The sequence below is a fragment of the Bilifractor sp. LCP21S3_A7 genome, assembly GCF_052118825.1.
Taxonomy (GTDB): domain Bacteria; phylum Bacillota; class Clostridia; order Lachnospirales; family Lachnospiraceae; genus Bilifractor.
This window is the reverse complement of record NZ_JBQKGL010000002.1, coordinates 194,053-220,785: the sequence shown is the minus strand read 5'-3', so window position 1 is coordinate 220,785 and position 26,733 is coordinate 194,053. Positions and strand designations below refer to the sequence as shown.

Sequence of the window (26,733 nt, the reverse complement as noted above, 5' to 3'; positions counted from 1 at the left end):
CTCATCCTTGTGCTATTATAAATCCAACGGAAAAATAAAAACTTTTCATGAATAAGAAAGGAAGGACTTATCAATGAAGGGAAAGAAAGTAACTGCGATACTTTGTGCCGGTATGATGGCTGCCGGTATGCTCGCCGGCTGCGGAGGAGCATCTGGAACAGACGCGGCAGCTTCATCTGGAGATGCTGTTACAGGAGGGAGCGTTCAGACAGGGAGTCAGGCTTCTGGAGACAAGTATGATCACCAGGCAATCGAGAACACCAAGGATAACATCACAATCACAATGATGGTGTCTGGTGTTGCACAGGGTACAGACTTTGAGACACAGACGCTTCCGGAACTGGTACATAAGAAATGGCCGAACGTGACACTGGAGGTCACCAAACTTCCGGATGATAATTATTACACCTCATTAAAGACAAAACTGGCATCCGGTGAGTGCCCGGATATGATTCTCACGCAGCCGATGTACGCAGGGTCTAACTCCTGCTATGCTTTAGCGGATGCCGGATATCTTGCGTCTCTGAATGATCTGGACTATCTGTCCAACATGCCTGACTTGTCTGCAGTCACATATGATGGAAATGTGGTCACGGCGACCACGGGCGTATCAATTCTGGGAACCTATTACAATAAGGATCTGTTTCAAAAGGCGGGAATCTCGGAAGAGCCCAAGACATGGGATGAATTCCTGGAGGACTGTAAAAAACTGAAGGACGCTGGAATTCAGCCGATTGTTATGGGAGACAAGGATCAGTATGTAATGCAGTTCGGACTTTATCAGATTGCGGCAAATGAAATTTATTCAAAGAATTCGAAATATGATGATGAGCTGAGAACCGGGGAAACTTCTTTCACAGACAAGGATACCTGGGATAAGGTTCTGACGATGTACAAGCAGCTGTATGATGAGGGATATATTGATGCAAGTCAGTCCCTCGGATACGGCGCATCCCAGGCTATTCAGGACTTTATCGATGGAAAGGCTGCAATGACATTTGATGGTTCCTTCAACGCTGCGGCGCTTACTGCTACCGGAGCAGCAGGTGATTTTGAGAGAGGATATTTCCCGATTCCATCCGAGTCAGGCGAGCAGTATACCGCGACCTGTCTGTCTGCCGGGTATTCAATTTATGCGAAGTCAAAGTATATAGACCAGTGCAAGGAAATCTTAGATTACTGGATGAATGGAGATAACGAAATCTGGGACGCATATCTTGCAACCGGCCGCATTATCCCACTGTATGGAAAGGGCGCGGATTCAATCCCGAACTATGATCTGTTCAAACCATTTATTGAGCTGACAAATGAAGGAAAGGGATTCCATTGGTGTAATCAGGCGTGGCCGGCAGGTACTGAGACGACAATGGAGGAGATGTTCTCAGAGATGATCGGAGGGCAGGGAACTACTGTGGATGACATCACGCAGGGAATGCAGGATAAGTTTGAAGACCTTCTGGATGATTAATCATCGCTGCAGGGTTCTGACGTGAAATAAAAATGACAAATGGCTGTTCAGAGGCTGTGCCGGGGGTGACAGCTTTTGGACAGCCTCTTTTATGGCATGGAGGATTAATGATGATGGCAAGAAGGAAAAAAAAATCTGGAGCCAATACATCGCTGACATTTAACAACAAAATGTTCGCCTTTATGATTCCGGCGCTTGCGATGTTTCTGATTTTCTGGATATATCCGTTATTGCAGTTGTTTTATTACAGCGTGACGAATTTTAACGGGATCAATTATAATTACGAATATGTTGGATTGAAAAATTTCATTAAAATCTTCGATAATGGTACTATCCTTAACTCGATTGGCATTACCCTGGTTTATGCGGCAGTTACGGTGGTTTTAAGCAATATTCTCGGACTCGCGCTTGCGATTATTTTGAATACAAAGATAAGATTCAAGGGCTTTTTCCGGACGGCCAGTTATTTTCCGGCGCTGTTCAGCGCTATCGTAGTAGGATTCATATGGTCGTATGTATATATGCCTTCAAATGGAATGATTGCCAGCATCATCAATCTGTTAGGCGGGAATGGAGCCTCCTTTAATCCACTTGGAAATTTCCACACTGCGTTGTTTGCCATTGCCTTAGTGGAAGTCTGGAAGGGATTCGGTACAACCATGATTATCTACCTGGCCGGTTTGCAGACAGTAGACGAGAGCGTGCTGGAGGCGGGGAGAATAGATGGATGCAATGAATGGCAGCTTACACGGCTGGTGAAGCTTCCGATGATTTCCTCAACCATCACGATTAATGTTGTTCTGTCGGTCATCAACGGACTGAAAGCCTTCGACTATTCGTTCATTATGACAAATGGAGGACCGGGAAAATCGACGAAGACGTTGATGTTTCAGATTTATGAGATTGCATTTACGGATCAGAAAATGGGAAGGGCAAGTGCCTTTTCAGTTGTGTCCTTTGCGGTAATCATCGCTATAACCATTGTGATGCTGATCTTTATGAATAAAAGGGAGGTCGAAGTGTAATGGCACGGAAGAAAAAAGCAGACCGGGAAAAAGAACAATACATGAAGATGTCTCCAAAAGTACTGGCTCTCTATATCGTAATAATTGCATTCTGTATTCTTGTAATAGCGCCTCTGGTCATTGTGTTTTCAAGCTCGCTTCGGAGTCCTGATAATCAGGCATCTCCTCTCCGCCTGTTTATTGAATTTTCAGGAGCAAGCTATATCCGAGCGTGGACGCAGATGAATTTCCCGGTAGAGCTGCTTAATTCCTTTATGACTACAGGTATTGCGGTTCTGGTTATTGTATTCTTTTCCACCATGGCAGCCTGGCCGATCGGGAGAATAAAGACAAAGGTTGCGAGATTCTTTTATTACTTCTTTATTTCGGGACTTATTATTCCTTCACAAATGGTCATTGTTCCGATTGCGCAGACCTTTAACCGTTTTAATATTCCAAATACCCGATTTACTCCGGTCATTATGTTTATTACATGCTCGCTTCCATTCTCGGTATTCCTTTTCTCCGGGTTCATGAAAAGCGTGCCGGCAGAAATCGAGGAGTCGGCTTACATGGACGGGGCCTCTCTATGGAAAAGATTTTCGACTGTTGTTTTTCCGCTTCTTAAGCCGGCAACGGTTTCAGTGGTGATCACACAGGGAATGTGGATCTGGAACGATTATTTCTATCCGATGGTGTTCATTTCAAAGCAGGGGCAGTACTCGCTGCCGGTTGGAATGCTGCAGTTCCTTGGAGACAAGGAAAATCCTGCGCAGTGGAATGTTTTATTTGCAGCCTGTGTTCTCTGCGCGCTTCCGCTCATCGTTATTTTCATGCTGCTTCAGAAGCAGTTTATCAACGGAATTGCCGCAGGTGCAGTGAAGGGTTAATGTCATATAAGGAGTAAGCTGATGGCAGCAGCAGAGGATCAAAAAAAGAAGACAAGGAAGGACAGGTTGGAGTATTTCTGGATGTTCTATAAGATTCCGGCGATTCTTGTTGTGATCAGTATTATTGCTGCCGTCAGTTTTATTCACGCCTGGATCACGAATAAACCTTCCGTTCTGGATGCTATGCTTCTGGATATCCATTCGGATGTCACGGAAGAAAATATGGAGCAGGACTTTGTAGAAGCAGCCGGAATCAATCCAGACCGGAACTGTGTTACAATATCTACATCGCAGCTTCTCGGCGATGGGAGCAGGGATTACCAGATGGCATCCCTGGCGAAGTTGTATTCGCAGATCGGAACCGGGACTCTGGATGTTGTTTCGATGAGAGAGTCTGATTTTGTGAAGTATGTTGACGCGGGAACATTTCTGGATCTGCGGGATCTGTTTACAGACAAGGAGTTATCCGCCTTCGGGCATGTCTACAGGGATGAGGATGGAAAAATTCTTGGAATATACTGTGAAGGTATGGCGAAAATGAAGGAGATCGGCGGATATTCAAGTGGAGAGAATGGGATAATCGGAATTCTGTATAATTCCGAACACGTTGAAATGGCCGGAAAATTTCTTCAATATCTGAATAAATCTGAATGACATGTAATCTTGACAGACAGATTTTAACTATTACTATCAGGAGGGAATCATGAGCGGAATATTGTCACCGGAAGGCAGAGTGAGCAGCGTTTTAAATACAATCGGGGATCTGATTATCCTCAATCTTCTCACGCTCGTATGTAGTATTCCTGTTTTTACAATCGGTGCGGCATTTAGCTCGATGTATCAGATTTTGATCAAAATAGCAAGAAAAGAAGAAGGGCATATTGTCAGCCCTTATTTTAAGGCATTTCGGGAGAATTTCAGAAAATCGACGATCATCTGGTTTATCGGAGGAGGAATTTCTCTTTTCCTTGCTTTTGATATTTTTCTCCTTTCAAAATTTTCATTTTCTTATTCCCGGATTTATCAGATTATCCTCTGTATTTTTTTCTTTCTGACGGTTATGTTCACGCTCTTTGCTCTTGTTACAGAAGCTCACTTCGAGAACACAATTAAAAATACCATCGTCAATGGAATGAAATTCAGCGTAATTCATATTTTTTTATCTGTACTTGTGACGGCACTTACAATCGCGCCCTTTCTAATGCTTCATCTGACTCTTCGTCTGATTCCGCTGTTCCTTCTTCTGGGTTACTCGGGCCCGGGATATGTATGCGGATTGTATTTTTCAGACCTGTTTTCGAGATACGAAAAGGAGAATGCTGAACAATGAACAAAGAAATTTGGAAACACCCGAAACAGGAGAGCAGCCTTGATGAGGCGGAAGTGCCTCTGTGGTTCTGGAATGCGAAACTTGAGAAGGGGGAGCTGATCCGGCAGCTGGAACTTCAGACGGAGGTCGGTGTGAAGGCGACAAATCCGCATGCGCGCACGGAGAATGGCGCGGGCTACAGTGGCGGGTATCTGGATGAAGAATGGTTTTCGCATATGAAGACAGTGCTTGATTACAAAAAAAAGCATGGCGAAAAAATGTGGCTGTATGATGAGATCGACTGGCCGGCCGGGACGTGCAACAAAACGATCACAGAAAACGAAAAGTACCGGGAGCAGTACATTACGATCGATAAAATTCCGGTACCGGCTGGTGTGCCGTTCCGGTTGCAGCTGCGTACCTTCGAAGGAGCCGGAATGTTTGGCATGACTCCGGATACCGATTACTCTGCAATTCCGCTGAATATTCATATTCTTGACAAGGAGACAGGAAAGCCCTTTCCGCTCTCGGATTCTTTTTTATATGGCATTTTCGGTCCGGAATTGGAATTCAAATCGAATCGGGATGCGGAAGCATATGTAACTCATATCCATGTCGATGCCTATGAGTATGGGGGAGATGAGTCGGTTAATTATCTGGACAAAAATGCAACTGATGCTTTTCTGAGATCCACTTATGAAAAATATTATGAGCAAATGGGTCAGGATTTCGGAAGTACAGTGACGACGGTGTTTAATGATGAAACACGTATGTGCAATGCCATTCCATGGTGTCGCGAATTTCCGGAAGTATTCCGGAAAAGACACGGTTATGATATCCGTCAGGAGTTGTATCGGATTATTCTTCCGGGCACAGAGAACGGAAGAATTCGTGTGGATTATTACGATACTGTGGCGTACCTTTATCAGACCCGATATTTCAAGCGAATTCATTCGTGGTGCGAAAAACATAACCTTAAGTTTTTTGCTCATCTTCTGGCGGAGGAAACGTTATTTGGGCATGTGAGATACAGCGGTGACTATATGCGACAGAACCGGTACCAGGACATCGTCGGTGCTGACTACCTGGGGAAGGGAATTGGAAGTCTGAATCTGAAATTTACTTCAGCGGCTGCACATTCGTATGGAAAGAAAATGACGGCGGTTGAGATCTTTGCCGGATGTGGTTGGGATCTTACATTCGATGAATACACGCGAATGATTACATTTGCGTTTCAGCAGGGCATGCAGACGATTATAAATCACGGATTTTTTTACTCGACGGAAGGTGAACGCGCGAATGATTGGCCGCCGTCTGAGTTCTTTCAGTGGAAATACTGGAACCGTCAGAGCGATGGAAATAATATGATCCGCCGCCTTCAGTATGCGATGTCGGGAGGAATCAATGAAGCTGATGTGATCGCCTATCTTCCGACTGAGACCTTGCAGATGCATTGTATTCCGGATCAGAACTTTACGCATGCATTTTCTCATGGACCATTTTTGAGAGATGACCGGGCAGTTCATGTCGATCGGGAGATTCAATTGTTGTTTCAGTCCATGCTTTCCGCAAATATAGATTTCGAACTTCTTCACAGGGATGCTATCGGAAATTTTGCCGTCAGAGACGGGAAGATTACAAATATCACGAACGGACAGCGATTCTCTGTTCTGCTGCTCCCCATGTGCGAAGTACTTCCTCTCGGTATGGCTAAGCTGGCGGAAGCGTTTGCGGCTGAAGGAGGAAGGGTCGTGCTGGTGGACGATATCCCGTCTCTGGGAACAGATAAAAATGAAGACAAAGAGATCTGCCGGATAATGGGTGATCTGTCGGATACTGGAAGTATTTTTGTCTGTTCCTCAGAGGATAAGAATCAAATTCTGAAGATTCTGAATGATTCGATTCCCCATCCGGTTGTAATTACCCGGGGAGTCTCGGGGACGGTGAATCAGCACCCGTCATACCCCGCGTATCTGATCGATCCTTATATGCACACTGGTGAGGATTTGACAGGTGTTCAGTTCGTGAGATATCTTAAAGATGGCATGAGGAATACTTTATTTATGAATTATGGAAGCAATCCGGAAACCATCGAGGTTAGGGTGCAGACGAAGGGGGAAATACCGGAGATCTGGGACACACTGACCGGAGAAGCCAGGAAGGCGGAGGTTGTGACAAGAGAAGAATATGCATATGTAATCCGGATGCAGCTTCCATGCAATCATGGAGTGTTTATTGTCAGCAGCTGCTGATGCAGAATCTTGTCTGCACATTTTTTCCGACCGAAGAGCAGATAAACCGCATCTATGGTGACAGAATGATTCATGCTGTGATACAAAAACAGGAGGACGTCGAAATGGAGAGAAAAATGATACAGCGCGGATTTTCCGGGACACGCGAACCCGAAGAGACCGCAGAGGAGCGCATCGGACGCGCGGTGGCCAGGAAGGCTGCCGCGGCAGGCATGGTACTTCTGAAAAATGATAATCACATACTCCCGCTTCGAAAGGGCAGCGGTGTCGCGCTGTACGGTGTCGGGGCATCCCATACCATCAAGGGTGGAACGGGTTCAGGTGATGTGAATGAGCGTTCCAGTGTCAGCATCTGTGAAGGAATGAGAAACGCCGGATTTGTGATCACGAATGAAGCGTGGATCCGTGATTTTGAAAAAACCTATACGGAGGCAAGGCTTCACTGGAGAGATGATCTGCTCGGCAGGAAGAATGCAAACGGGGGAGAATATGATTTCTTCAGCGATTATTCGGAGAATCCGTTCCACATGCCTGCGGGACGGCCGATTGATCCTTCGAGGGATATTGCAGAAGACAGGAATACGGCGTTCTATATTCTCAGCCGGGTGTGCGGAGAGGGAGCGGATCGTTTCTGTGAAAAGGGCGACTATTATCTGACGGATGAGGAGCATCGTATGCTGCAGGATATCTGCGGAATTTATAAGGATGTGATTGTGGTGCTCAACGCGGGAGGACAGGTGGATCTGTCATTCCTGGACGAATTTGCGAACATCCGGGGGCTGATCCAGATGGCGCAGCCGGGAATGGAGGGAGGAAACGCCTTCGCGGATCTGGTCTCCGGAAGAATCAATCCATCGGGAAAGCTGGCGGACAGCTATGCTTTTCGCTATGAAGACTACCCGAATGAACAGAATTATTCCCACAACAACGGTAATACCGACACAGAGGAGTATAACGAGGGCATCTATGTCGGATATCGCTATTTTGACAGCTATGAAATTCCGGTTCGCTACGGGTTTGGCTGCGGGCTTTCATACACCTCCTTTTCTATCCGTGCCGGCGAGATCTGTAAGGCGGAAGGCGGGGACACACAGGAAATCAGTGTGACGGCGACGGTCAGAAATACGGGAGAAACTGTGGGCCGCGAGGTCGTTCAGGTGTATGCGTCACTTCCGTATGGAAAACTGGAGAAGGAGTATCGACGCCTGGTTGGTTTTATAAAAACCGATGAGCTGAAGCCGGGGGAAGAGCAGGAGGTTATGGTTGAAATTCCGCTGAAGGCTCTGGCATCCTACGACGAGGAATGTGCTGCGTGGATTATGGAGGAGGGCGATTACGGAATCTGGGTCGGAAACAGCCTGGAAGGATCCCGGCTCGTCGGAGCCGTCCGGCTGGATGAGACCGCTGTGCTTGAGAAGGTCAGAAACATCTGTCCGCTGAAGACAGATCTGGAGGAATTTCACAGAGATCCGGAGCTGATGAAGAGACAGTATCAGGGATGGAGGAATGAGGCGGCCGAGAAGAGGCTTCCTGTTGTTCTTCTGCATGCGTCTGAAATCCGGAGAAAGACCGTTACGTACCGCAGCAACGCGGAGCTTGTCGAAACGGAGGCGCGCTCCTTTACGGATACGCTGACAAGAGAGCAGCTGATTCGTCTGTCGGCGGGAGATCCCGGTCAGGCGCAGGGAAGCAGCAGCCTTGGTTCCGCCGGTTTTACGGTTCCGGGATCTGCGGCGCAGACAAGCCGTGCCGCAGAGGATCGGAATCTTGCGAGCATCGTGCTTGCTGACGGACCTGCAGGACTGCGTTTGATGCGCTATTACTTTGTCCGGGACGGAAAGGTCGTTCCCATGCCCTTTGAATTCAGTCTGGAGGGCGGATTCTTCGCGCCGGAAACGGAGGAGATGAAGGGCGATAAATATTATCAGTACTGCACGGCAATCCCGACGGGGACTGTACTGGCGCAGACCTGGGATACGGATCTGGTTTCCGAGGTGGGTGAGATCATCGGAAAAGAGCTGCTCAGGTTCGGGGTGACGCTCTGGCTGGCTCCCGGTATGTGCATTCACAGAAATCCGCTTTGCGGCAGGAATTTTGAATATTATTCGGAAGATCCGGTGCTGACCGGAGAAATTGCCGCGGCGATGACGAACGGGGTGCAGAGGAATCCGGGCGTCGGAACGACCATCAAGCATTTTGCGTGCAATAATCAGGAAGATAACCGAATGAGATCGGATTCGGTCCTTTCGGAAAGAACGCTTCGGGAGATCTATCTTCGAGGATTTGAGATCGCGGTGAAAAAATCACAGCCGATGTCGCTTATGACCAGCTACAATCTGGTGAACGGCGTGCATGCTGCCAACTGTCGTGATCTGATCACAGATGTTCTGCGGAATGAATGGGGATTCCGGGGTGCAGTGATGACTGACTGGACAACGACGATGCAGCTCCAGGATCCGAAGGGAGCGACCGCGGACGGATGCATGCGTGCCGGCAATGATATGATCATGCCGGGAGCAGCGTCGGATTATGAGGAGATCGGGAAAGCACTGGATAACGGGACGCTTTCACCGGAAGACCTGAAGGCCTGCGTGAGCAGAACGGTGTCGATTATCTGGCAGTCCGCCATGTATGAGGGAGCGGTGCCGTACAGAAAATAGCATTTTAGAAATAATGTTAATAATGTTAAAAGCAAAAAACAGGCCTGATTCAATGCAAGAATCCAGCCTGTTTTTTTATCTCGTTTTATTCAGAAATATTGGTATCTCATCTGTTTCATAAAAGAAATAAGTGAGTTTTTATGCGAAGATATCATAAGAGTGCATGCAGCTGACATGGATGAAAATGACCATATTTCAGAATCTTTCCGGATATGATACAATGGCAAAGGTAATGTCCCGCATTGTGGGAGAAACATCATTTTATGAATGATATATGGAAAAAAGTGCTGCTGCGGTGTGCAGCGGAGGAAGAACCGGATTCTGTATGGAGATGGAGAAAGAATGAAGTACGATTTTACGTCGATTATTGACAGGCGGGGACAGGACGCCACTGCGGTAGACGCCGCCGGAAAGCGGGTCTGGGGATTTGAGCCAGGAGTGCCGATGAAGGGATTCGATTTTATCCCGATGTGGGTGGCAGATATGAATTTCAAAACCTGCCCGGCGATTACAGACGCGATCATCAGGCGTGCGCAGCATCCGTTGTTTGGATATTTTGTGCCAAAGGACAGTTACTATGACTCGATTATCCGCTGGCAGGAAGAACGCAATCATGTGACAGGGCTCTCGCGGGAGCATATCGGATATGAAAATGGTGTGCACGGATTTATCTCGAGTGTGATTGATGTGCTGACACAGCCCGGAGACCGGATTTTTCTTCATCGGCCATATTATGTAGGTTTTATCGGAGATATTATCGACAAGGGACGGCGTCCGGTGTTCAGCGATCTCAAGAAGGATGAGAGTGGGATCTGGCGGATGGACTATGAGGACATGGAGCGTCAGATCCGTAAGAATCAGGTCCGGCTTGCAATTTTCTGTTCTCCGCATAATCCGTGCGGGAGAGTCTGGACAGCTGAGGAAATCGAAAAGGCAATGGAGGTCTTCCGCAGAAATGACTGCCTTGTGATCAGTGATGAGATCTGGTCGGATCTTACCTATACCGGGCATTCCCATGTGCCGGCTCAGATGGTCAGTGAATGGGCCCGTGAGCATGTCCTGGCGGCGTATGCGCCGAGCAAGACCTTCAACCTGGCGGGGCTTGTCGGAAGCTACCATATCATATATAATCAGAATCTCAATCAGAGAATCACGGACTTTTCGGCAAATACCCATTACAATGAAATGAATGTCTTCAGTGAGCATGCACTGATCGCGGCATACAGCCGCGAGGGAGCGGAGTGGACCGATGAGCTCAGAAGTGTTCTCGAGGATAACTGCCGCACGGCGGTTGATTTCATTCAGGAAAATTTCGAGGGCGTGGATGTTTCAATGCCTGAGGGCACGTATATGCTGTTTCTGGACTGCACCGGATTCTGCAGAAGAACCGGAAGAACGATTGATGAGGTTCTCAGAGCGGGCTGGAATGCAGGCATCGGCTGGCAGACGGGCCATGCATTTGGCGGTAACTGTCATATACGCGTCAATCTGGCACTGCCGAAGACAAAACTCATGGAAGCGCTTGGCCGGATGCGGGATTATGTTTTCACCGATACGGATACGGAGGCTTATTTGTGGATCAATAAGTCTGATAAAGATCAGACAGACGTTGAGGGAGCGGGCCCCGGTGACAGCGGCATGCAGGAAGAAGATAAATCTGAAGTCTGTCGGGATACGGACAGATTAAATCGGCAAGACGAAATGCGCCGGAGAGAAGAGAAGGTAGTACGTTGTGCCACAAAGAGAAGGAGCATGGAGAAGGATGACGGTGGAGAAAGCGGGGATCCTGAAGAAAGCGGCGATTCGGAGGATTTTTCTGCCGGGTGGATATACAATGATGACGGCCTTCTGACCGTTTCCGATGACAGAAACCGGGATATGACGGTGCGTGCCGTGAAGAGGCTTCTGGGAAATTATCCTGTAGAGGAGTGTCATCTGGCGGGATTTGTAAATGGAAATATCGTTGGGAACAAGGATATGGAGGAAGCGCAGAATTATTGCCGGATCCTGCAAAACGGAGGGTTGAAGATTGCGGAGCTCTTCACGGAGGAGGAATGTGTGAAGCTGAGGCAGATCGGTATTTTTTGACAGAGGCTTCGCGGCAGGCGCCCTGTCTGTGTTCCCGAAGGACTTATACTATGAGAAATTTAAGTAAATCAAAAACAATTGAAAGAGAAAATGAGGAGAAACAGTATCGGAGGATGACGGAGACACCGGTCTCGAAGTTGATTCTGCAGCTGGCGGTTCCGACGATCATCAGTATGCTGATCACGAACATCTATAACACCGGTGACACATATTTCGTCAGCCGGATCGGAACATCGGCGTCCGGGGCGGTCGGAATTGTATTTGCGCTGATGGCGATTTTTCAGGCGCTTGGGTTCATGTTCGGTCATGGTGCCGGAAGCATCATATCCAGACATCTGGGCGCAGAGGATCCGGATGCCGCAGTAAAGTTCGCGTCTACGTCTTTTTTCGTCAGCTTCGGCGTCGGTATTCTTGCCGCGCTGTTCTGTATGATTTTCATGAATCCGATTCTCCGTCTTCTGGGAGCGACGGATACGATTCTTCCGTTCGCGAGAGAATACGCGTTCTGGATTTTTCTGTCCGGGCCATTTCTGGCGACAAGCTGCGTACTGAACAACATCCTCCGCTATGAGGGACGGGCATTTTACGCGATGATAGGTCTTACGACGGGAGGCATCCTGAATCTGATCGGCGACCCGATTCTGATGTTCGGCTTCCATTTGGGGGTCAGCGGCGCAGGAATATCGACGGCTGTATCTCAGATTATCAGTTTCCTGATTCTTCTTCATATGTTCTACAGCGGAAAAACCGTGACCTATTTCTCACTCCGAACGGTCGGGAGGGCGGCTTCCGGACTGTTCCGATGGAGAGTTCTCGGAAGAGACACTTCGGATATTGTGAAGACAGGATTTGCAAGCTTTGTGCGCCAGACGCTGAATAGTGTATCGACGGGATTTCTGACGTCTCAGTCATCTGCCTACGGAGATGCGGCGATCGCCGGGATGAGCATCGTGGGAAGAGTGGTCTTTCTGATGGCATCCGTTGCAATCGGCATCGGACAGGGACTTCAGCCGGTAGCAGCGTTTAATTACGGTGCGGGGAAGTATCGGAGAGTGAAACGCGGCTACGGATTTACCGTGGCGGCGGGGACGGTTGTTCTGGGAGTCATCGCCCTTGTCATGGCCGTTTTTGCTGCGCCTGTGATCGCCTGGTTCCGGCCTGATGCGGATGTTGTGAAGATCGGAGCGCCGGCACTTCGCTGGCAGTGTGCGACTTGCCTTCTGCAGGCATGGATCATCGGCTCCAACATGCTTTTTCAGAGCATTGGAAAGAGTTTCCGGGCGTCATTTCTTGCGGGTCTGAAAAGCGGCTTCTGCTTTATTCCGCTGGTATGTATCCTTCCGAGGCTCTGGGGAATTAACGGAATTATTCTGGCACAGCCGCTCGCGGATGTAATTACGGCAGCAGTCACGGTACTGTTCATCGTTCCGTTCATGAATGAGCTTAGTAAATCAGAGCGCAAGACCGTAAGCGATTCCGGAAAGGTTTAAGGATGGCGCTCATAGCGTCTCTGCGGAAATATCAGAGGGGGCTATTGGATCATATCGAAAGAGCCGATTTTATTATCCATATGGGTTGGACAGATACCGTGTTATATGTGAGTGCAGAGAAAGACTTCATGAAGTAAATGCAAGATAGGCACGGAGTATTATATTGTTAACAGGCAGGTGAACCATGAACGTAGAAGAGCTTAGAAATATGCCGAGGCTTCGCGCTGGACTGAAGCTGGTTGCGGGAGAAAATGGTCTGGACCGACATATACGATGGATTTATTTTGCAGATTGTATACAATGCGTGCGAGATAAGAAAAATCCGGCAGATTATATCCATGGAGAGGAAGTCGTGATTATCACGAATGTCACACTGACGGATAACGATGATATTGTTCTTGGATTGATCCGGTCCATGAATCAAAAGAACATCGCAACTGTTGTTGTAAACGAAGGTCAGATATCCACAAGAGTAGCACAGTACTGCGAACAGATTCGTCTGCCCTTGTTTGAACTGTCCAAGGATCTGCATCTTATTGATCTTTCACAGATCGTCTGTCAGGAATTGATGCGGGAGGAGACCAGAGTCAGTTCCAGGGAACGTCTATTTTCCGAGATGTTGAATCTGGAGGATCCCGATCGCTCGGATATTCTCGCACAAGCAGAATACCTTGATGTCAATCTTTCCGGACAGTTCTTTGTTGTTGATTTTTTTATCTGTGATCGTGCAACCAACGAGCAAATGGAAGAAAAAAAGAGAAGAAAGGACACAGGGGCCCTTCCGGATGAGGTTTATACACTGAAAAGCATAGTAAAGGACGAGTTTCGGCCATATGTTCCCCGGCACATGCTGGTAATGGAACAGAGTGGGCATGTACTGGCGCTTGTTCCTCAGGATATAATGAGTCATGATCTGCTGGAGTCGGTGATTGACCGGATTTGTCAGGCAGAGGAAGATAGGAGCGGAAATATTGTAAAAGCTGGGGTTGGTCTCCCTTATGAATATCCGGAGGAATTTCGAACCAGCTGGAAGGAGGCAAAGGATGCGCTAAAAATCAGTCGTATTCTGAGCAGCGATAAAAAAGTTTTTTTTTATGACAGTGTTGGTATATACTCCGTGATTATGCAGATCAAGAGCGGACGATTTATGGATAAGTATGTGAATGCACATCTGGGAAGACTTTTTGAAGCGGATCGCCTTCAGGGCGGCGACCTGGTGCATACATTGGAAATATATCTGGAATGCGGTGCGAATGCAAATGATGCAGCGGAAAAACTTTTTCTGCACAGAAATACAATGCATTATCGCCTGAATAAAATTCGTACGATCCTGAACAATGAGCTTTCAGACCTTTCAACCTTTCTGGAACTGGAACTGGCATTCGCTTTTTATCGTTATCGGCATCAGTAATTGTGCTGCATGCACAAAGATTTTTATTTTACAAACACATTGTATACAGTAAAAAGAAATTCTATAATCTCCACAATGAAAACAGAATATTTTTCAGGTTTCAGAGGCAAAGGCGCCGGACATTCGTCCGACGCCTTTTTGTATCCATAGTACGCGGACAGCCAATTAGTATTTCGCGAGTAACAACCAATACAGGAGGAATTATGATATGAAGATGATCAAGGCTATTGTCAGACCAGAAAAAGCAGCATTGGTATTGGATCAGTTAGGAAATGCCGGGTTTCGGGCATCGACAAAATTCAGCATTCTTGGAAGAGGAAAACAGAGAGGGTTAAAGGTCGAAGATATCTATTATGACGAAATCCCGAAAGAGATGCTCATGCTGGTTGTAGAGGATGCAGATGCGGATAAGGTAGTTAACATTATTTCTGACACCGCCAGAACAAAGGATGAAGGATATTTCGGTGACGGGAAAATCTTTGTACAGGATGTAGAGAGAGCCATTACCATCAGCGCAGGAAAAGAAGAGCTTTGAGGAGGAAACAGGCATGAAGGAAATCATGATTATTGTCAGACCCCGAAGATATTTTAAAACGAAAGAAATTCTAAGCGAGAACCGGTTTTATGCGATGAGCACAAAGGAAGTGCTTGGAAGAGGGAAAAATACCGTTAAATATATGTCTGCTGATGAAAAGAAAACATATGATGCCGCCTATGAGAATTCTCTTGTAGCCAAGAGAATGATAGAGATGGTTGTGCCTGACAAGGATGTGGATGAAGTCATTCGTCTGGTACTGCAGGTAAATCAGAGCGGTAACGAGGGAGATGGAAAGATCTTTGTGCTCCCTGTTAACACTAGTTTCCGTATTCACACCGGCGAGAGCGGTGACGATGCATTGATGTAATGAGGTGATGTTTTTATGAAGCAGAAAACAGACAGAGGTGATTTCCGTCTCCGTAAGGAAATTACACACAAACGATATATCACAATCGCGATTGTCACATTTGTGGTGATTTTTGCAGCATGGGAGATTGCAGCGGCAAGCGGTCAGGTAAAATCAATATTTCTGCCATCACCTATAAAGGTACTGCAGGATTTGATCGACAAGGCAAAGGATGGGTCACTGTGGACGGACATGGGGTACAGTGTATACCGTGTTACGATGGGATTTTTGCTTTCTGTGGTGCTTGGAGTTCCGCTTGGAATTCTGGCAGGAAGCTTCAAAAAAGCAGAAGCAGTGATTGCTCCTATTTGTGAGTTTATCCGTTATATGCCTGTACCTGCCTTTGTTCCGCTTGTTATGGTTTGGTGTGGTATCGGAGAGACCGCCAAAATCGTAATCGTATTTCTCGGATGCTTTTTCCAACTGGTATTGATGATTGCGGATGACACGATGTCTGTTTCAGATGATCTTCTTTCTTCTGCATATACGCTTGGAACAAGCAGATGGACGACCATTACAAAGGTTTTGATTCCGGCTATGGCACCGAAAATGATGTTGACACTACGTATGATGATCGGGTGGGGCTGGACATATCTAACGGTTGCAGAACTTGTGGCTTCCAATTCGGGCCTTGGTTATTCTATTTTAAGAGCACAAAGATTTATGCATACGCAAAGCATCTTCTCCGGAATTCTGGTCATTGGTCTTTTGGGCCTTCTGACTGACAGGCTTTTTGCATTGGCGATTAAAAAGTTTTTCCCATGGGCGGATTGACGAGAGTCAGAGAACTTTTTTGACCATTTTAAGAAACCTGTGTAGGGATTGAATAGTATGTTGAATATCCGAGGAGGAATTAGATTATGACACATAAACAAATACTGCAGGATGATCATGCTGGACATCCGCTGACAGCACATGTCGCCAGCAGTAAGATCATGGCAGATGGCATTGACAAGATCTATATAGACGGGAAAAAGCAGACATTGGCACTTAAGCAGGTAAGTATTGATATTAAGGACAATGATTTCTGCTGTATTGTAGGACCCTCTGGGTGTGGAAAATCCACCTTGCTGCGTATGCTTGCGGGGCTTGATTTCCCTACAAAGGGAAAAATCATCATTGATGACCGGGAGGTTACCGGTCCAGGTCCGGACAGAGGAATGGTTTTTCAGACCTATACACTTTTTCCTTGGATGTCTGTTGAGGACAATATCAAATTTGGTTTGAAGCTGAAAAAAATGCCAAAGGATCAGCAACAGGAAATAGCAGATCGGTATCTGAAGATTATTGGCCTGCAGAAATTTGCCAAAGCTTATCCAAAGGAGCTTTCGGGAGGAATGAAGCAAAGAGTCGCTATTGCCAGAGCACTGGCTAATCAGCCGGAGGTTCTGTTGATGGATGAACCATTTGGAGCTCTGGATCCGCACACAAAAGCAATGATGCAGCTATTGCTTCGTGAGATCTGGGAACAGGAACATCCTACCGTAGTGTTCATTACACACGACATTGATGAGGCGGTTTTCCTTGCAAATAAAATTTATGTAATGTCTGCCAGACCGGGACGTGTCATTAAAGATGTCGATGTAAGACTTCCGCATACGAGAGAACTGGAATTGAAGGATACGCCGGAATTCATTCGGATAAGAAAAAATATCAATTATTTACTCTATAGTTCGGATGAGGAGGCAGAAGAGTGAAGGGCTTTCGAATGGTTTATACGGGAACGTCCTACTTTGGAGCGGATGCTCGAGAAAATATTTTGACAGAAGTTATGAATAGAAATTTCAGAAAGGCTTTGCTCGTCACAGATCCTGGTATTGAAGCATGTGGAATTTCCGGAAAGGTCCGGGAGGTTCTGGATGCAGGGAAGGTTCCATACGCCACTTTTTCCGGAATCAAACCTAATCCTACGATTGAAAATGTGCGGGATGGGCTGGAAGCGTGGGAGGAAAGTCAGGCAGATTTTCTGATTGCCGTCGGGGGTGGATCTGTTATCGATACTGCCGAAGCCGTCTCCATTTTGGCCAACAATCCGGAAAATCGTGACGTGGTTTCTCTTGAAGGCATGGACAAAAACCGAAGGCCAGGTGCTCCAGTTATTGCAGTTCCGACGACTGCAGGAACAGGATCAGAAACGACCATGGATTTTGTAATTACAAACACAGCACAGAAACGAAAAATGGCATGTATGAGCTCTACTGGTATTCCGGTTGTTGCGATTCTGGATACAGAATTGATGGCAGGTATGCCGCCAAGAATGACGGCGGCGACAGGTATGGATGCTCTCACCCACGCTGTGGAGTCTTATCTGGCCAAAGGGGCGAATACTTTTTCAGAACTGCTTTCGTTAAAAGCAGTTGGTCTGATTGCTGATGCATTGCCGAAAGTGTTAAAAAACCCCAAAGACTTAAAGGCAAGAGAAGATATGGCTTTGGCAGAATACATGGCGGGCATGAGTTTTACCAATGTTGGGCTTGGAATTGTGCATTCCATGGCCCATCCGTTGAGCGCCTTTTATGATATTCCTCATGGTGTCGCAAACGCATTGATTCTTCCGTTCGGACTTGCATTTAATGCAGGCGCCTGCACAAGGAAAATGAAAGAGCTGAAAAAAGTTCTTTGTCCAGAAGCCGCAGAAGATGAGAGGACAGTAGAATGCTGTTGCGAAAAAATTCGCAAGCTGAACCAGATGGCTGGATTGCCGATGAGACTGAGAGAGCTGAATGTGAAAAGAGAAGATTTGGATGATCTTTCCAGGTCTGCCTTTGAGGACGTTTCTACGCTGGATAATCCGCGGGAAGTTACACAGGAAGACCTGAGGAAGCTTTATGAGAGTATGCTCTAAGTGATTTTGGGAAGAGGGTAACACCTGATTTCCACTATGTTGAATGGCGCAAATAATGGGAAACAGAAAGGAGAAAATTATGGAATATAATGTACAGAAGCATCTTCATTATGGAGGGATAGCCAGCTACAATGGGTATCCTGTCACACAGGATGTAAAGGGAACAGATGTTGTTGTTATGGGGGTTCCATTTGATGCCGGCGTCACGAACCGACCGGGCGCAAGGCTTGGTCCGCGAGCAATCCGAATGCAGAGTCAACTGGCATGCTGTTTTAAATATCCATGGGAGAAGAAGCTGGATGACAGAGCAAAAATCGTAGATTATGGAGACGTAGGTTATTATGTAGGACCGAAAACAACAGAAGTAATGCTGCAGGAGACGCATGACAACGCGAAAAAAATTCTGGAAGCCGGATGCCGGCTTTTGACGCTGGGTGGGGATCACACCATTCCGTATGGCATGGTCCGCGCAGCACATGAGGTCTATGGAAAGCTGGCATTACTTCATTTTGATTCTCATCAGGATAGTACGCCAAGTACGGATGGTAATATTTCACATGCTAATTTCGCATACGATCTGCAGGCAGAGGGATGTATTGATCCTTCGCATTCTGCACAGGTTTTTATTCGTACAGAGATGACAGAATGTGGATATCACATCTTATATGCACAGGATGCAGTGTTTATGGACATGGATGTTCTGGCAGAGAAAATTAAAAAAATTTTAGGCGACATGCCTGTTTATCTGACATTTGATATTGATTCTCTGGATCCATCAGCTGCGCCGGGCACAGGAACACCTGTGATCGGCGGTCCATCCACTGCACAGATGCGAAAGCTGCTTCATGCATTACGTGGTATCAAAGTTGTGGCTTCTGATCTGGTTGAAGTACTCCCAGCCTATGATACGAGTGAAATTACGGCGCTGGCAGCAGCACAGATCTCGCAGGATCTGATACAGCTGATGCTGGATGCACCGAGAAATTAAAAGAAGATAGGACAGGGACTGTATAAGAGAACAGGAGGAATTGATATGAGAAATAAAGTATTGGCAATCATGTTGGCAGGAATTATAGCGACATCTTTGACAGCCTGTGGAGCTTCCTCGGTATCTTCTGGATCATCGACAGGAGGTTCTGAGGCATCTGCTTCCTCGGGTAGCAGCACTTCTGATTCCAATTCTGGAAGTGATCTGACGGAAGTAACTCTAGGGACAACGTCCTGGCCAACCAATATGTTTTATTACCTTGCAGAAGAGCAGGGATTTTTTGAGGAAAATGGTGTCAAGGTCAAGATTCAGGACTTTTCATCCACAACTGAGAGTACAAATGCCTTTGTTGGTGGTAAACTGGATTTTGTCACCTTTGCTTCTTCCGAAACAATTTCTCCTTTTGAGGAAGGTGCCGATTACAAGATTGTCATGGAGTCGGATAAATCTAATGGATGTGAGGGGTTGGTTGCCAAGTCTGATATCAAGTCTGTGGAGGACCTGAAAGGGAAAACAGTGGCCACACAGATGTACAGCGTAGATCACATGCTTCTTCTTACGCTACTTGATCAGCACGGGATGACGCAGGATGATATTAATCTGGTTGACATGTCCATTCAGGAGGCAGGCAGTGCATTTGTTGCAGGGCAGTGTGATGCAGCCTGCATTTGGAATCCTTATTTTTCACAGGCAAAGGCAGCGGGTGGAAATGTACTGTTTTCTTCTGCAGACAACCCAGACTTGATCACGGATGTACTTGGTGCTTCTGCAGATATGTGTGAGAATCATCCGGATGTTGTCAAAGGTGTAATAAAGGGATTTATGGAAGCCGTCGATTATTGGAAAAATAATAAGGATGCGGCAAGTGAATTCATGGGTGAAAAGCTGGGTGTAGACGCCGATGAGTTCAAGTCAGAAATGGATGGTCTGATGGTTCCCACGCTTGATGATGAAGTCACCGCTTTTACAAAAGCAGATGATTACAGCTATTGGGGATACACACAGAATCAGGTAAGAGACTTTATGTACAAACTTGGAGCTCTGGATTCCAAGGACAAGGATTGTGGCGATATGATTGATAGCAGTTTTGTACAGGAACTTGCTAAGGAAGGATAATCGTGAGACTTTAGAAAAGTCCGAGTAATATAATTGCATGGCCTTTAAAGGCAATGTATAGATTGTACCTGATAACGGCATTGAAAAATTTGAGGGAACAGAATCCGGTTGCAAGTCTGGGTATCTGTTCCCTATATGTGTATTTTGAACGACTTTTTAAGGAGGTATTTATGCAACTGACAGAGCGTGAGCGCGAAAAAATGATGATCAGTCTGGCAGCAATGATCGCGCAGAAGCGGAAGGACAGAGGAGTAAAGCTGAACCATCCGGAAAGCGTTGCAATTATCACCAGTTATATTCTGGAGGGCGCCAGAGACGGAAAGACCGTGGCGGAGCTCATGGATGAGGGAGCACGGATTCTGACCAGAGATGATGTGATGGAAGGCGTGCCGGAGATGATCCCGATGATTCAGGTTGAGGCGACCTTTGTGGACGGCACAAAGCTTGTTACGATTCATGACCCGATCCGCTGACCGGAGAATTCTCCTTTGGGAAAGCGGCACGCAGACAGTGACGCGGGGACATATACATTTCGATGTCCCGGATACGGGGCAAGCAGAATTACAGAGCACAGCAGAAAGGAGCAGTCTATGATTCCGGGAGAGGTTCATTTTGCGACAGATAAACCGGTTCCTTACAATGAAGGCTATGATGCCATCGAGCTGGAAGTAAAGAATGTAGGAGACAGAGCGGTTCAGGTCGGATCGGAGTATCACTTTTATGAGGCAAACGAGCAGGGCCTGAAGTTTGACCGCGCGAAGGCATATGGAAAGCGTCTTGATATCGCTGCGGGAACGGCAATACGCTTCGAGCCCGGCGAGACGAGAACGGTCCGTCTGATTGATTTCGGCGGAAAACGGAGAGTCTTTGGCTTCAATAACCGTGTGAACGGGTATCTGGACAAGAACAAGAAAGCCCACAGCACAGATCTGGAGGTGACGGTATGAGCTTTGAAATGGACCGGAAGCAGTATACACAGATGTTTGGGCCGGCGGAGGGAGACAGCGTCCGGCTGGGAGATACCAATCTGTTTGCAAAGATAGAGAAGGATTATACCGTACACGGACAGGAGAGCAAATTCGGCGGCGGGAAGGTACTTCGTGACGGAATGGGTGTGAGCGCGACGCAGACCAGAAAGGATAATCCGAAGGTCGCGGATACGATTATCACGGGAATTACAGTCATCGATTATACAGGGATCTACAAGGCGGATATCGGTATCCGTGACGGGAAGATCCTCGCCATTGGAAAGGGCGGAAACCCGGATATCATGGACAGCATCGACTTCATCGTGGGAGCAAGCACGGAGGCGATCTCAGGTGAAGGGCTGATTCTTACCGCCGGAGGTATTGATCTTCATGTTCATTATCTTTCGACAGGTCTGGCTCATGCCGCTCTCGACAACGGTATCACGACACTCTTCGGAGGCGGAACAGGACCGGCAGACGGTTCGAACTCTGCCACAACCACACCGGGCGCATGGCACATTCAGCGTATGATAGAAGCCGTTGAGAACGATCCTCTGAACTATGGATTTATGGCAAAGGGCGCCGGCGCCACACCGGAGACTATTGCAGAGCAGGTCGAGGCAGGTGCCGCGGCAATCAAGACTCATGAGGACTGGGGCGCTACGGCGGCGGGAATTGATAATTCCATCAAGGCAGCGGACAAGTACGATGTTCAGTACGCGGTGCACACAGATTCCCTGAATGAGGGCGGATTTGTTGAGAATACAATTAATGCCTTTGCAGGACGTACGGTTCATACCTTCCATACAGAGGGCGCCGGCGGCGGACATGCACCGGATATCATGATTGTAGCCGGTGATGAGAACATTCTTCCGTCCTCTACAAATCCGACAAACCCCTATACGCAGAATGTCATTGATGAGCTCTTTGATATGACCATGGTCTGCCACAATCTGGATCCGAAGGTTCCGGAGGATGTCGCTTTTGCGGAGTCCCGTGTCAGAAAGCAGACGGTGGCGGCAGAGGATGTTCTTCATGATATGGGCGCTCTCAGCGTCATGACCTCTGATGCCATGGCAATGGGCCGTGTCGGTGAGGTGGCGATGCGCTGCTGGCAGCTGGCAGACAAGATGAAACAGCAGAGAGGACCGCTCGAGGGCGATTCTGAATATGACGATAATAACCGGATCAAGCGTTATGTGGCAAAATATACCATCAACCCGGCCATCGTCAACGGTATTTCCGATTATGTGGGATCCGTCGAGGTCGGCAAGTACGCAGACCTGGTCATCTGGGATCCGAAGTTTTTCGGCGCAAAGCCGAAGCTGGTTCTGAAATCCGGCATGATCGTATACGGCGTTGTCGGAGACGCTTCCTCCAGTCTTCCGACACCTGAACCGAGAATGATGAGAGATCTCTACGGCGCTTTCGGCAAGGCAGTTCAGAGCACAAGCATCACTTTTGTATCCACCTATGCGTATACACACGGAATTAAGGAAAAACTCGGCCTGAACAAGATTGTTCTCCCGGTTCATAACACGCGCAATCTCACAAAGAGAGATATGAAGCTGAACAATTATGCGCCGAAGACGATCAGGATTGATCCGCAGACCTTCAATGTAACAATTGATGACGAGCTGATCAGCTGTGAGCCGGTAGATACCATTTCACTGGCACAGCGGTACTACTTCTTCTGAGAAGTACAGAAACAGGTATGATATTCCGGCGTAATATGTGCCGGCATGGGGCGGTCCGGACTGTCTGTAATGACAGCCGGACCGATCTCCATATATGGAGGACACTGTGACGATGATTATCAGACGGATATGGGGGCATCGCTGGAACTGATTTCCCTATATAGGCGGACACTGTGACAGGGAGAGATAGCCTGCGATATGTGTTCTGCCTCGTTCACAGCAAGACAGTCTGACAGAGAGGAGCTGTATAGAATCATGATTTTGACGGAAGTATACGGGAATATCCAGGATATTCCGGATCTGGCATCCTGGCATGTGGAGACCGCTATGGTAAAAAGTGATGATCTTCTGAAAGCGATCCTGCGGGTAACCTCTGATCACGGGCGTGACTATGGAATCAGGCTTGAGGATGAATCGCAGAAGCTGGAGAACGGATCCGCGTTTATGCTGGGGCGGGGAAAACTTCTTGTACTGAGTGTCATTCCGGATGAGGTGATCGTGATTACTCCCTCAGATATGGATGAAATGGGAAAAACAGCGCATATGCTCGGCAACCTGCATAAGCCGGTGCAGATCAGAGACGGCAGGATTACGCTTCTGATGGATCCGGTTGTGCTGAAGACGCTGAAGGAAAATGGAACCGGGTTTACGGTGGAGAAGGTGCAGCTGGAGAAGCCCATGCAGTACGCAAACCTGACGCCGGGCGCACATACACACACGCACCATACGCCGGGCGCACATACACATGCGCACCACGCGGAAGAGCACTAAAGATTTCTGTCCGGGCTTGCTTGAAAGGCAGGGCTTTACAGTATCTCTGCCTTTTGCAGACCGGATGCAGCAGAGTTTTTATTAGATATTGCAGAGAGGAAAATAACAGAATGAGAAAAGAGTTGCTGGAGGCATTTCAGATCTGTGATTCGACCTTTCCGATCGGCACCTTTAATCACTCCTTCGGAATGGAAAATTATCTGTCGAGGAGGGTCATCCGTAAGGCACCGCAGTTTCGGGAGTGGCTGGAGAACTATTTCCGCTCTCAGTACCGCTATGGAGAGGGACTGCTGGTCATTTTATGCAGCCGCGCTCTGGATGAGGGACGTGAGGAGGAGCTTCTGAGATACGATGACATCATCAACCGGTCCGTGGCAGCAAGAGAGACGCGTGAGGGAAGCCGGATGATCGCTGTACAGATGGCGGCACTGATCCGGAAAATTTACGGGGACAGATATGCATTTTTGAACCGGTACGCGGAGAGGATGGATGAGGACGAATACTTCGGCAGCCCCGCGATCGTTTTTTCTGTTTTTGCCCATGAAAAGGGAATTGACTGCCGGGATGCCTTTGAGATGTACGGCTACAGTGTGGCGTCCACGCTGGTGCAGAACGCGGTCCGCTCCGTCCCCCTCGGACAGAGAGAAGGACAGGTGATTCTGCATGACATTTTGCTCCTGATCACGGATCTTTATGACCGGACGTCAGAGCTGAATGAGGAGTATCTGGGAGCTAACATTCCGGGTCTCGAGCTGGCGCAGATCTGTCATGAGACACAGGAAGCGAGATTGTTCATGTCGTAGTATATGCGAGAAGCAGGAATTCGAGGAGCAGTGAATCAGAGAATAATCAGGATACCGGAATCATCTGACAGGAATATGATCCGGCAGCATATCACAGAGAAAGGATAATGAATCATGAAACGGGCAGTAAGAATCGGAGTCGGAGGTCCGGTAGGATCCGGAAAAACGCAGCTGATCGAGAGGCTTACCAGAAGGCTTAAGGATGAATACAGTATGGCGGTTATCACCAATGATATCTATACGAAGTGGGACGCAGAGTATATGGTATCCCATTCCGTACTGGATGCGGACAGAATCATCGGGGTGGAGACCGGCGGATGCCCGCACACGGCGATCCGTGAGGATGCGTCCATGAATTTTGCGGCGGTGGAGAAGCTGGAGAAGCGTTTCAACCACACCCTCGATCTGATGTTCATTGAAAGCGGAGGTGATAACCTCGCGGCAACCTTCAGCCCCGAGCTGGTAGATTTTTCCATTTACATCATTGACTGCGCGGAGGGAGAGAAGATCCCGGCAAAGGCTGGACAGGGAATGATCAAGTCGGATTTGTTCATCATCAACAAGATCGATCTCGCGCCTTATGTCGGAGCAAATCTGGAGAACATGCGGGAGACGTCCCGAAAGTTTCGCGGAGATGGGACCTTTGTGTTTACGAATCTGAAGACGGACGAAGGTCTCGAGGATGTTGTGCGGTGGCTGAAGAAGGATTGTCTTCTGGAGGACCTTGAATGAAAAGTCAATTTGACGGAGAGATCCGCCTTGGATTTACAAACCGAAGCGGGCGAACTGTGGCGCAGACGACCTACCGCAGGGGAAATTCCAGGATTTCCGGGAACATTCCGGCTGCAGTCGACGTTCCATATTATTTTCTGATCAGCACCGGCGGCGGTTTTACCGAGGGGGAGACGTATCTTCAGGAGGTTTCGCTCGAGGAACAGTGTCATGCGATTGTGACGACACAGACCCCGAACTATATCTACAAGTGCGACGGGGGAAGACTGACGAGTCAGAACAACCGGGTGAAGATTGGAAAGGATTCCTTCCTGGAGTATTATATTGATGAGACGATTCCGTACGCCAGGGCAAGGTTTCGTCAGAACACGGAGATCCAGATGGCCCGGGGATCCAGACTGATTATGACCGACGGTCTGACTGCCGGGTGGTCGGAGAACGAGGAACCCTTCCAGTACCGGGATATCGGGCTGAAGACCGATATCCGGATGGATGGTCGGCTTCTGTTCCATGACTTTCTGCTCGTCAACCCGGAAGAGGATCATATGCATGAAATCGGATGCTTTGAGGGATCCATGAACTACAATTCCGCTGTCATCATTGATGAAGGTGTCGACGAGGCTATGCTGGAGGAACTGAGAAATTTTCTGAATCAGAAATTCACCGGTTCCGACGAGGTCCGGTTCGGATTGTCTCTGCTTGATCGTTATGGTCTTGTACTTCGTGTTCTGGGGAAGAGCATCGTGGGGAACCGCGAAGTCGTGTATTCAATGACCGGTTATTACCGGGAGAAAATTCTCGGTTATCCCCACTTTGCGTTGAGGAAAAATGCCTGAATGAAGTGCGCCTTTAGCGATTTTGAGTGTTGTCAATAGAGACAACAGGCATATGTATGACAAAGTGCCGGAAGTCGTTAATCCAGATCGGCAATCAAAAAGAATTTTGAAAATGGTTGATTTTTCGCCCAAAGTAATGGTTGATTTTTCGCGCAAAAGTACGCTTGATGAAAATAAGGGAATGTGTTATCATGAACCCGTTGTGAGGCTCATTGCTCCTGGCTTCCGGGAAACATCCGGGCCGGCACAGAACAATAGAATAGAAAAACATGGGGAGCCGGAAGGCTGAGAGGTATCACATGAGATACGACCCGAGAACCTGATTTGGATAATGCCAACGTAGGGAAGTGCGAGCACTGGTGTTTTTATGTAGTCTTTTAGGCGGTATCCATTTGGGTATCGTCTTTTTTGTGTATAAGCTCTTCGAAACCACGAAGCACGGAGCAATCCGCAGCTTATAC

Annotated in this window: 24 protein-coding genes, 1 pseudogene and 1 riboswitch; all 25 genes and pseudogenes read left to right on the top strand. The window is 47.7% G+C overall.

Annotated features, from left to right (window positions below; translation table 11 throughout):
- Positions 1-73: 73 nt before the first annotated feature.
- On the top strand, positions 74-1,468 hold the full coding sequence (locus tag ACTQ1O_RS02690) for an ABC transporter substrate-binding protein (RefSeq protein ID WP_441485981.1): 1,395 nt from the start codon (positions 74-76) through the stop codon (positions 1,466-1,468).
- A 113-nt stretch (positions 1,469-1,581) separates the two neighbouring features.
- Entirely contained in the window at positions 1,582-2,493 is a 912-nt protein-coding gene (locus ACTQ1O_RS02685) for a carbohydrate ABC transporter permease (protein ID WP_441485980.1), read from the top strand.
- Entirely contained in the window at positions 2,493-3,362 is an 870-nt protein-coding gene (locus tag ACTQ1O_RS02680; protein WP_441485979.1) for a carbohydrate ABC transporter permease, read from the top strand. Before ACTQ1O_RS02685 ends, ACTQ1O_RS02680 begins: the two co-directional genes overlap by 1 nt.
- 21 nt (positions 3,363-3,383) lie before the next feature.
- On the top strand, positions 3,384-4,016 hold the full coding sequence (locus ACTQ1O_RS02675; protein WP_441485978.1) for a hypothetical protein: 633 nt from the start codon (positions 3,384-3,386) through the stop codon (positions 4,014-4,016).
- Between the two features lie 49 nt (positions 4,017-4,065).
- Positions 4,066-4,344, top strand: a pseudogene (locus tag ACTQ1O_RS02670) (DUF624 domain-containing protein); the annotation flags it as partial.
- Positions 4,345-4,688: 344 nt separating this feature from the next.
- Positions 4,689-6,923, top strand: coding sequence for a glycosyl hydrolase (locus ACTQ1O_RS02665; RefSeq protein ID WP_441485977.1), 2,235 nt, complete (start codon positions 4,689-4,691; stop codon positions 6,921-6,923).
- 104 nt (positions 6,924-7,027) lie between these two features.
- Entirely contained in the window at positions 7,028-9,583 is a 2,556-nt protein-coding gene (locus ACTQ1O_RS02660) for a glycoside hydrolase family 3 protein (RefSeq protein WP_441485976.1), read from the top strand.
- A gap of 342 nt (positions 9,584-9,925) precedes the next feature.
- The gene (locus tag ACTQ1O_RS02655) at positions 9,926-11,671 is read left to right on the top strand and encodes a MalY/PatB family protein (RefSeq protein WP_441485975.1); all 1,746 of its coding nucleotides are present in this window, start codon (positions 9,926-9,928) and stop codon (positions 11,669-11,671) included.
- 50 nt (positions 11,672-11,721) lie between these two features.
- A complete protein-coding gene (locus tag ACTQ1O_RS02650) occupies positions 11,722-13,161 on the top strand; it encodes an MATE family efflux transporter (RefSeq protein WP_441485974.1) in 1,440 nt (479 codons plus the stop codon).
- A 184-nt stretch (positions 13,162-13,345) separates the two neighbouring features.
- Complete coding sequence (locus tag ACTQ1O_RS02645; protein ID WP_441485973.1) at positions 13,346-14,572, top strand: PucR family transcriptional regulator; 1,227 nt, start codon at positions 13,346-13,348, stop codon at positions 14,570-14,572.
- A gap of 208 nt (positions 14,573-14,780) precedes the next feature.
- Positions 14,781-15,107 carry a P-II family nitrogen regulator gene (locus ACTQ1O_RS02640; protein WP_441485972.1) on the top strand — a complete coding sequence of 109 codons (327 nt, stop codon included), beginning with the start codon at positions 14,781-14,783 and terminating at the stop codon, positions 15,105-15,107.
- A gap of 13 nt (positions 15,108-15,120) precedes the next feature.
- A complete protein-coding gene (locus ACTQ1O_RS02635; RefSeq protein ID WP_441485971.1) occupies positions 15,121-15,477 on the top strand; it encodes a P-II family nitrogen regulator in 357 nt (118 codons plus the stop codon).
- 15 nt (positions 15,478-15,492) lie between these two features.
- A complete protein-coding gene (locus tag ACTQ1O_RS02630) occupies positions 15,493-16,290 on the top strand; it encodes an ABC transporter permease (RefSeq protein ID WP_441485970.1) in 798 nt (265 codons plus the stop codon).
- 86 nt (positions 16,291-16,376) lie between these two features.
- A complete protein-coding gene (locus ACTQ1O_RS02625; protein WP_441485969.1) occupies positions 16,377-17,213 on the top strand; it encodes an ABC transporter ATP-binding protein in 837 nt (278 codons plus the stop codon).
- Positions 17,210-18,361 (top strand): iron-containing alcohol dehydrogenase family protein, encoded by a 1,152-nt coding sequence (locus ACTQ1O_RS02620; RefSeq protein WP_279201375.1) that lies wholly within the window; start codon positions 17,210-17,212, stop codon positions 18,359-18,361. Before ACTQ1O_RS02625 ends, ACTQ1O_RS02620 begins: the two co-directional genes overlap by 4 nt.
- Positions 18,362-18,440: 79 nt before the next feature.
- Positions 18,441-19,349 carry an agmatinase gene (gene speB, locus ACTQ1O_RS02615; RefSeq protein ID WP_279201377.1) on the top strand — a complete coding sequence of 303 codons (909 nt, stop codon included), beginning with the start codon at positions 18,441-18,443 and terminating at the stop codon, positions 19,347-19,349.
- Positions 19,350-19,394: 45 nt separating this feature from the next.
- Complete coding sequence (locus ACTQ1O_RS02610; protein WP_279201378.1) at positions 19,395-20,465, top strand: ABC transporter substrate-binding protein; 1,071 nt, start codon at positions 19,395-19,397, stop codon at positions 20,463-20,465.
- A gap of 170 nt (positions 20,466-20,635) precedes the next feature.
- Entirely contained in the window at positions 20,636-20,938 is a 303-nt protein-coding gene (locus tag ACTQ1O_RS02605; RefSeq protein WP_279201379.1) for an urease subunit gamma, read from the top strand.
- Positions 20,939-20,953: 15 nt separating this feature from the next.
- Positions 20,954-21,412, top strand: a complete 459-nt coding sequence (locus tag ACTQ1O_RS02600; protein WP_441485968.1) for an urease subunit beta — start codon at positions 20,954-20,956, stop codon at positions 21,410-21,412.
- Positions 21,409-23,130 (top strand): urease subunit alpha, encoded by a 1,722-nt coding sequence (gene ureC / locus ACTQ1O_RS02595; protein WP_441474872.1) that lies wholly within the window; start codon positions 21,409-21,411, stop codon positions 23,128-23,130. Before ACTQ1O_RS02600 ends, ureC begins: the two co-directional genes overlap by 4 nt.
- A 255-nt stretch (positions 23,131-23,385) precedes the next feature.
- A complete protein-coding gene (locus tag ACTQ1O_RS02590) occupies positions 23,386-23,901 on the top strand; it encodes an urease accessory protein UreE (protein WP_441485967.1) in 516 nt (171 codons plus the stop codon).
- A 110-nt stretch (positions 23,902-24,011) separates the two neighbouring features.
- Complete coding sequence (locus ACTQ1O_RS02585; protein ID WP_441485966.1) at positions 24,012-24,704, top strand: urease accessory protein UreF; 693 nt, start codon at positions 24,012-24,014, stop codon at positions 24,702-24,704.
- Positions 24,705-24,818: 114 nt separating this feature from the next.
- Positions 24,819-25,436 carry an urease accessory protein UreG gene (gene ureG / locus ACTQ1O_RS02580; protein WP_441100922.1) on the top strand — a complete coding sequence of 206 codons (618 nt, stop codon included), beginning with the start codon at positions 24,819-24,821 and terminating at the stop codon, positions 25,434-25,436.
- Positions 25,433-26,272, top strand: a complete 840-nt coding sequence (locus ACTQ1O_RS02575; protein ID WP_441485965.1) for an urease accessory protein UreD — start codon at positions 25,433-25,435, stop codon at positions 26,270-26,272. Before ureG ends, ACTQ1O_RS02575 begins: the two co-directional genes overlap by 4 nt.
- Positions 26,273-26,324: 52 nt before the next feature.
- On the top strand, positions 26,325-26,561 hold the full coding sequence (locus tag ACTQ1O_RS02570; RefSeq protein ID WP_441485964.1) for a hypothetical protein: 237 nt from the start codon (positions 26,325-26,327) through the stop codon (positions 26,559-26,561).
- A riboswitch (TPP riboswitch) is annotated at positions 26,533-26,635 on the top strand. Its footprint overlaps the gene before it by 29 nt.
- Positions 26,636-26,733 lie beyond the last annotated feature (98 nt).

Excerpts from the sequence above, each read along its gene's own strand:
- ACTQ1O_RS02660 (WP_441485976.1), top strand. The coding sequence starts at position 7,028 with ATGGAGAGAAAAATGATACAGCGCGGATTTTCCGGGACACGCGAACCC.
- ACTQ1O_RS02610 (WP_279201378.1), top strand. The coding sequence starts at position 19,395 with ATGAGAAATAAAGTATTGGCAATCATGTTGGCAGGAATTATAGCGACA.
- ACTQ1O_RS02645 (WP_441485973.1), top strand. The coding sequence starts at position 13,346 with ATGAACGTAGAAGAGCTTAGAAATATGCCGAGGCTTCGCGCTGGACTG.
- ACTQ1O_RS02655 (WP_441485975.1), top strand. The coding sequence starts at position 9,926 with ATGAAGTACGATTTTACGTCGATTATTGACAGGCGGGGACAGGACGCC.
- ACTQ1O_RS02675 (WP_441485978.1), top strand. The coding sequence starts at position 3,384 with ATGGCAGCAGCAGAGGATCAAAAAAAGAAGACAAGGAAGGACAGGTTG.
- ureC (WP_441474872.1), top strand. The coding sequence starts at position 21,409 with ATGAGCTTTGAAATGGACCGGAAGCAGTATACACAGATGTTTGGGCCG.
- speB (WP_279201377.1), top strand. The coding sequence starts at position 18,441 with ATGGAATATAATGTACAGAAGCATCTTCATTATGGAGGGATAGCCAGC.
- ACTQ1O_RS02590 (WP_441485967.1), top strand. The coding sequence starts at position 23,386 with ATGATTTTGACGGAAGTATACGGGAATATCCAGGATATTCCGGATCTG.
- ureG (WP_441100922.1), top strand. The coding sequence starts at position 24,819 with ATGAAACGGGCAGTAAGAATCGGAGTCGGAGGTCCGGTAGGATCCGGA.
- ACTQ1O_RS02690 (WP_441485981.1), top strand. The coding sequence starts at position 74 with ATGAAGGGAAAGAAAGTAACTGCGATACTTTGTGCCGGTATGATGGCT.
- ACTQ1O_RS02630 (WP_441485970.1), top strand. The coding sequence starts at position 15,493 with ATGAAGCAGAAAACAGACAGAGGTGATTTCCGTCTCCGTAAGGAAATT.
- ACTQ1O_RS02640 (WP_441485972.1), top strand. The coding sequence starts at position 14,781 with ATGAAGATGATCAAGGCTATTGTCAGACCAGAAAAAGCAGCATTGGTA.
- ACTQ1O_RS02635 (WP_441485971.1), top strand. The coding sequence starts at position 15,121 with ATGAAGGAAATCATGATTATTGTCAGACCCCGAAGATATTTTAAAACG.
- ACTQ1O_RS02685 (WP_441485980.1), top strand. The coding sequence starts at position 1,582 with ATGGCAAGAAGGAAAAAAAAATCTGGAGCCAATACATCGCTGACATTT.
- ACTQ1O_RS02605 (WP_279201379.1), top strand. The coding sequence starts at position 20,636 with ATGCAACTGACAGAGCGTGAGCGCGAAAAAATGATGATCAGTCTGGCA.
- ACTQ1O_RS02650 (WP_441485974.1), top strand. The coding sequence starts at position 11,722 with ATGAGAAATTTAAGTAAATCAAAAACAATTGAAAGAGAAAATGAGGAG.
- ACTQ1O_RS02575 (WP_441485965.1), top strand. The coding sequence starts at position 25,433 with ATGAAAAGTCAATTTGACGGAGAGATCCGCCTTGGATTTACAAACCGA.
- ACTQ1O_RS02665 (WP_441485977.1), top strand. The coding sequence starts at position 4,689 with ATGAACAAAGAAATTTGGAAACACCCGAAACAGGAGAGCAGCCTTGAT.
- ACTQ1O_RS02680 (WP_441485979.1), top strand. The coding sequence starts at position 2,493 with ATGGCACGGAAGAAAAAAGCAGACCGGGAAAAAGAACAATACATGAAG.
- ACTQ1O_RS02570 (WP_441485964.1), top strand. The coding sequence starts at position 26,325 with ATGTATGACAAAGTGCCGGAAGTCGTTAATCCAGATCGGCAATCAAAA.
- ACTQ1O_RS02625 (WP_441485969.1), top strand. The coding sequence starts at position 16,377 with ATGACACATAAACAAATACTGCAGGATGATCATGCTGGACATCCGCTG.
- ACTQ1O_RS02585 (WP_441485966.1), top strand. The coding sequence starts at position 24,012 with ATGAGAAAAGAGTTGCTGGAGGCATTTCAGATCTGTGATTCGACCTTT.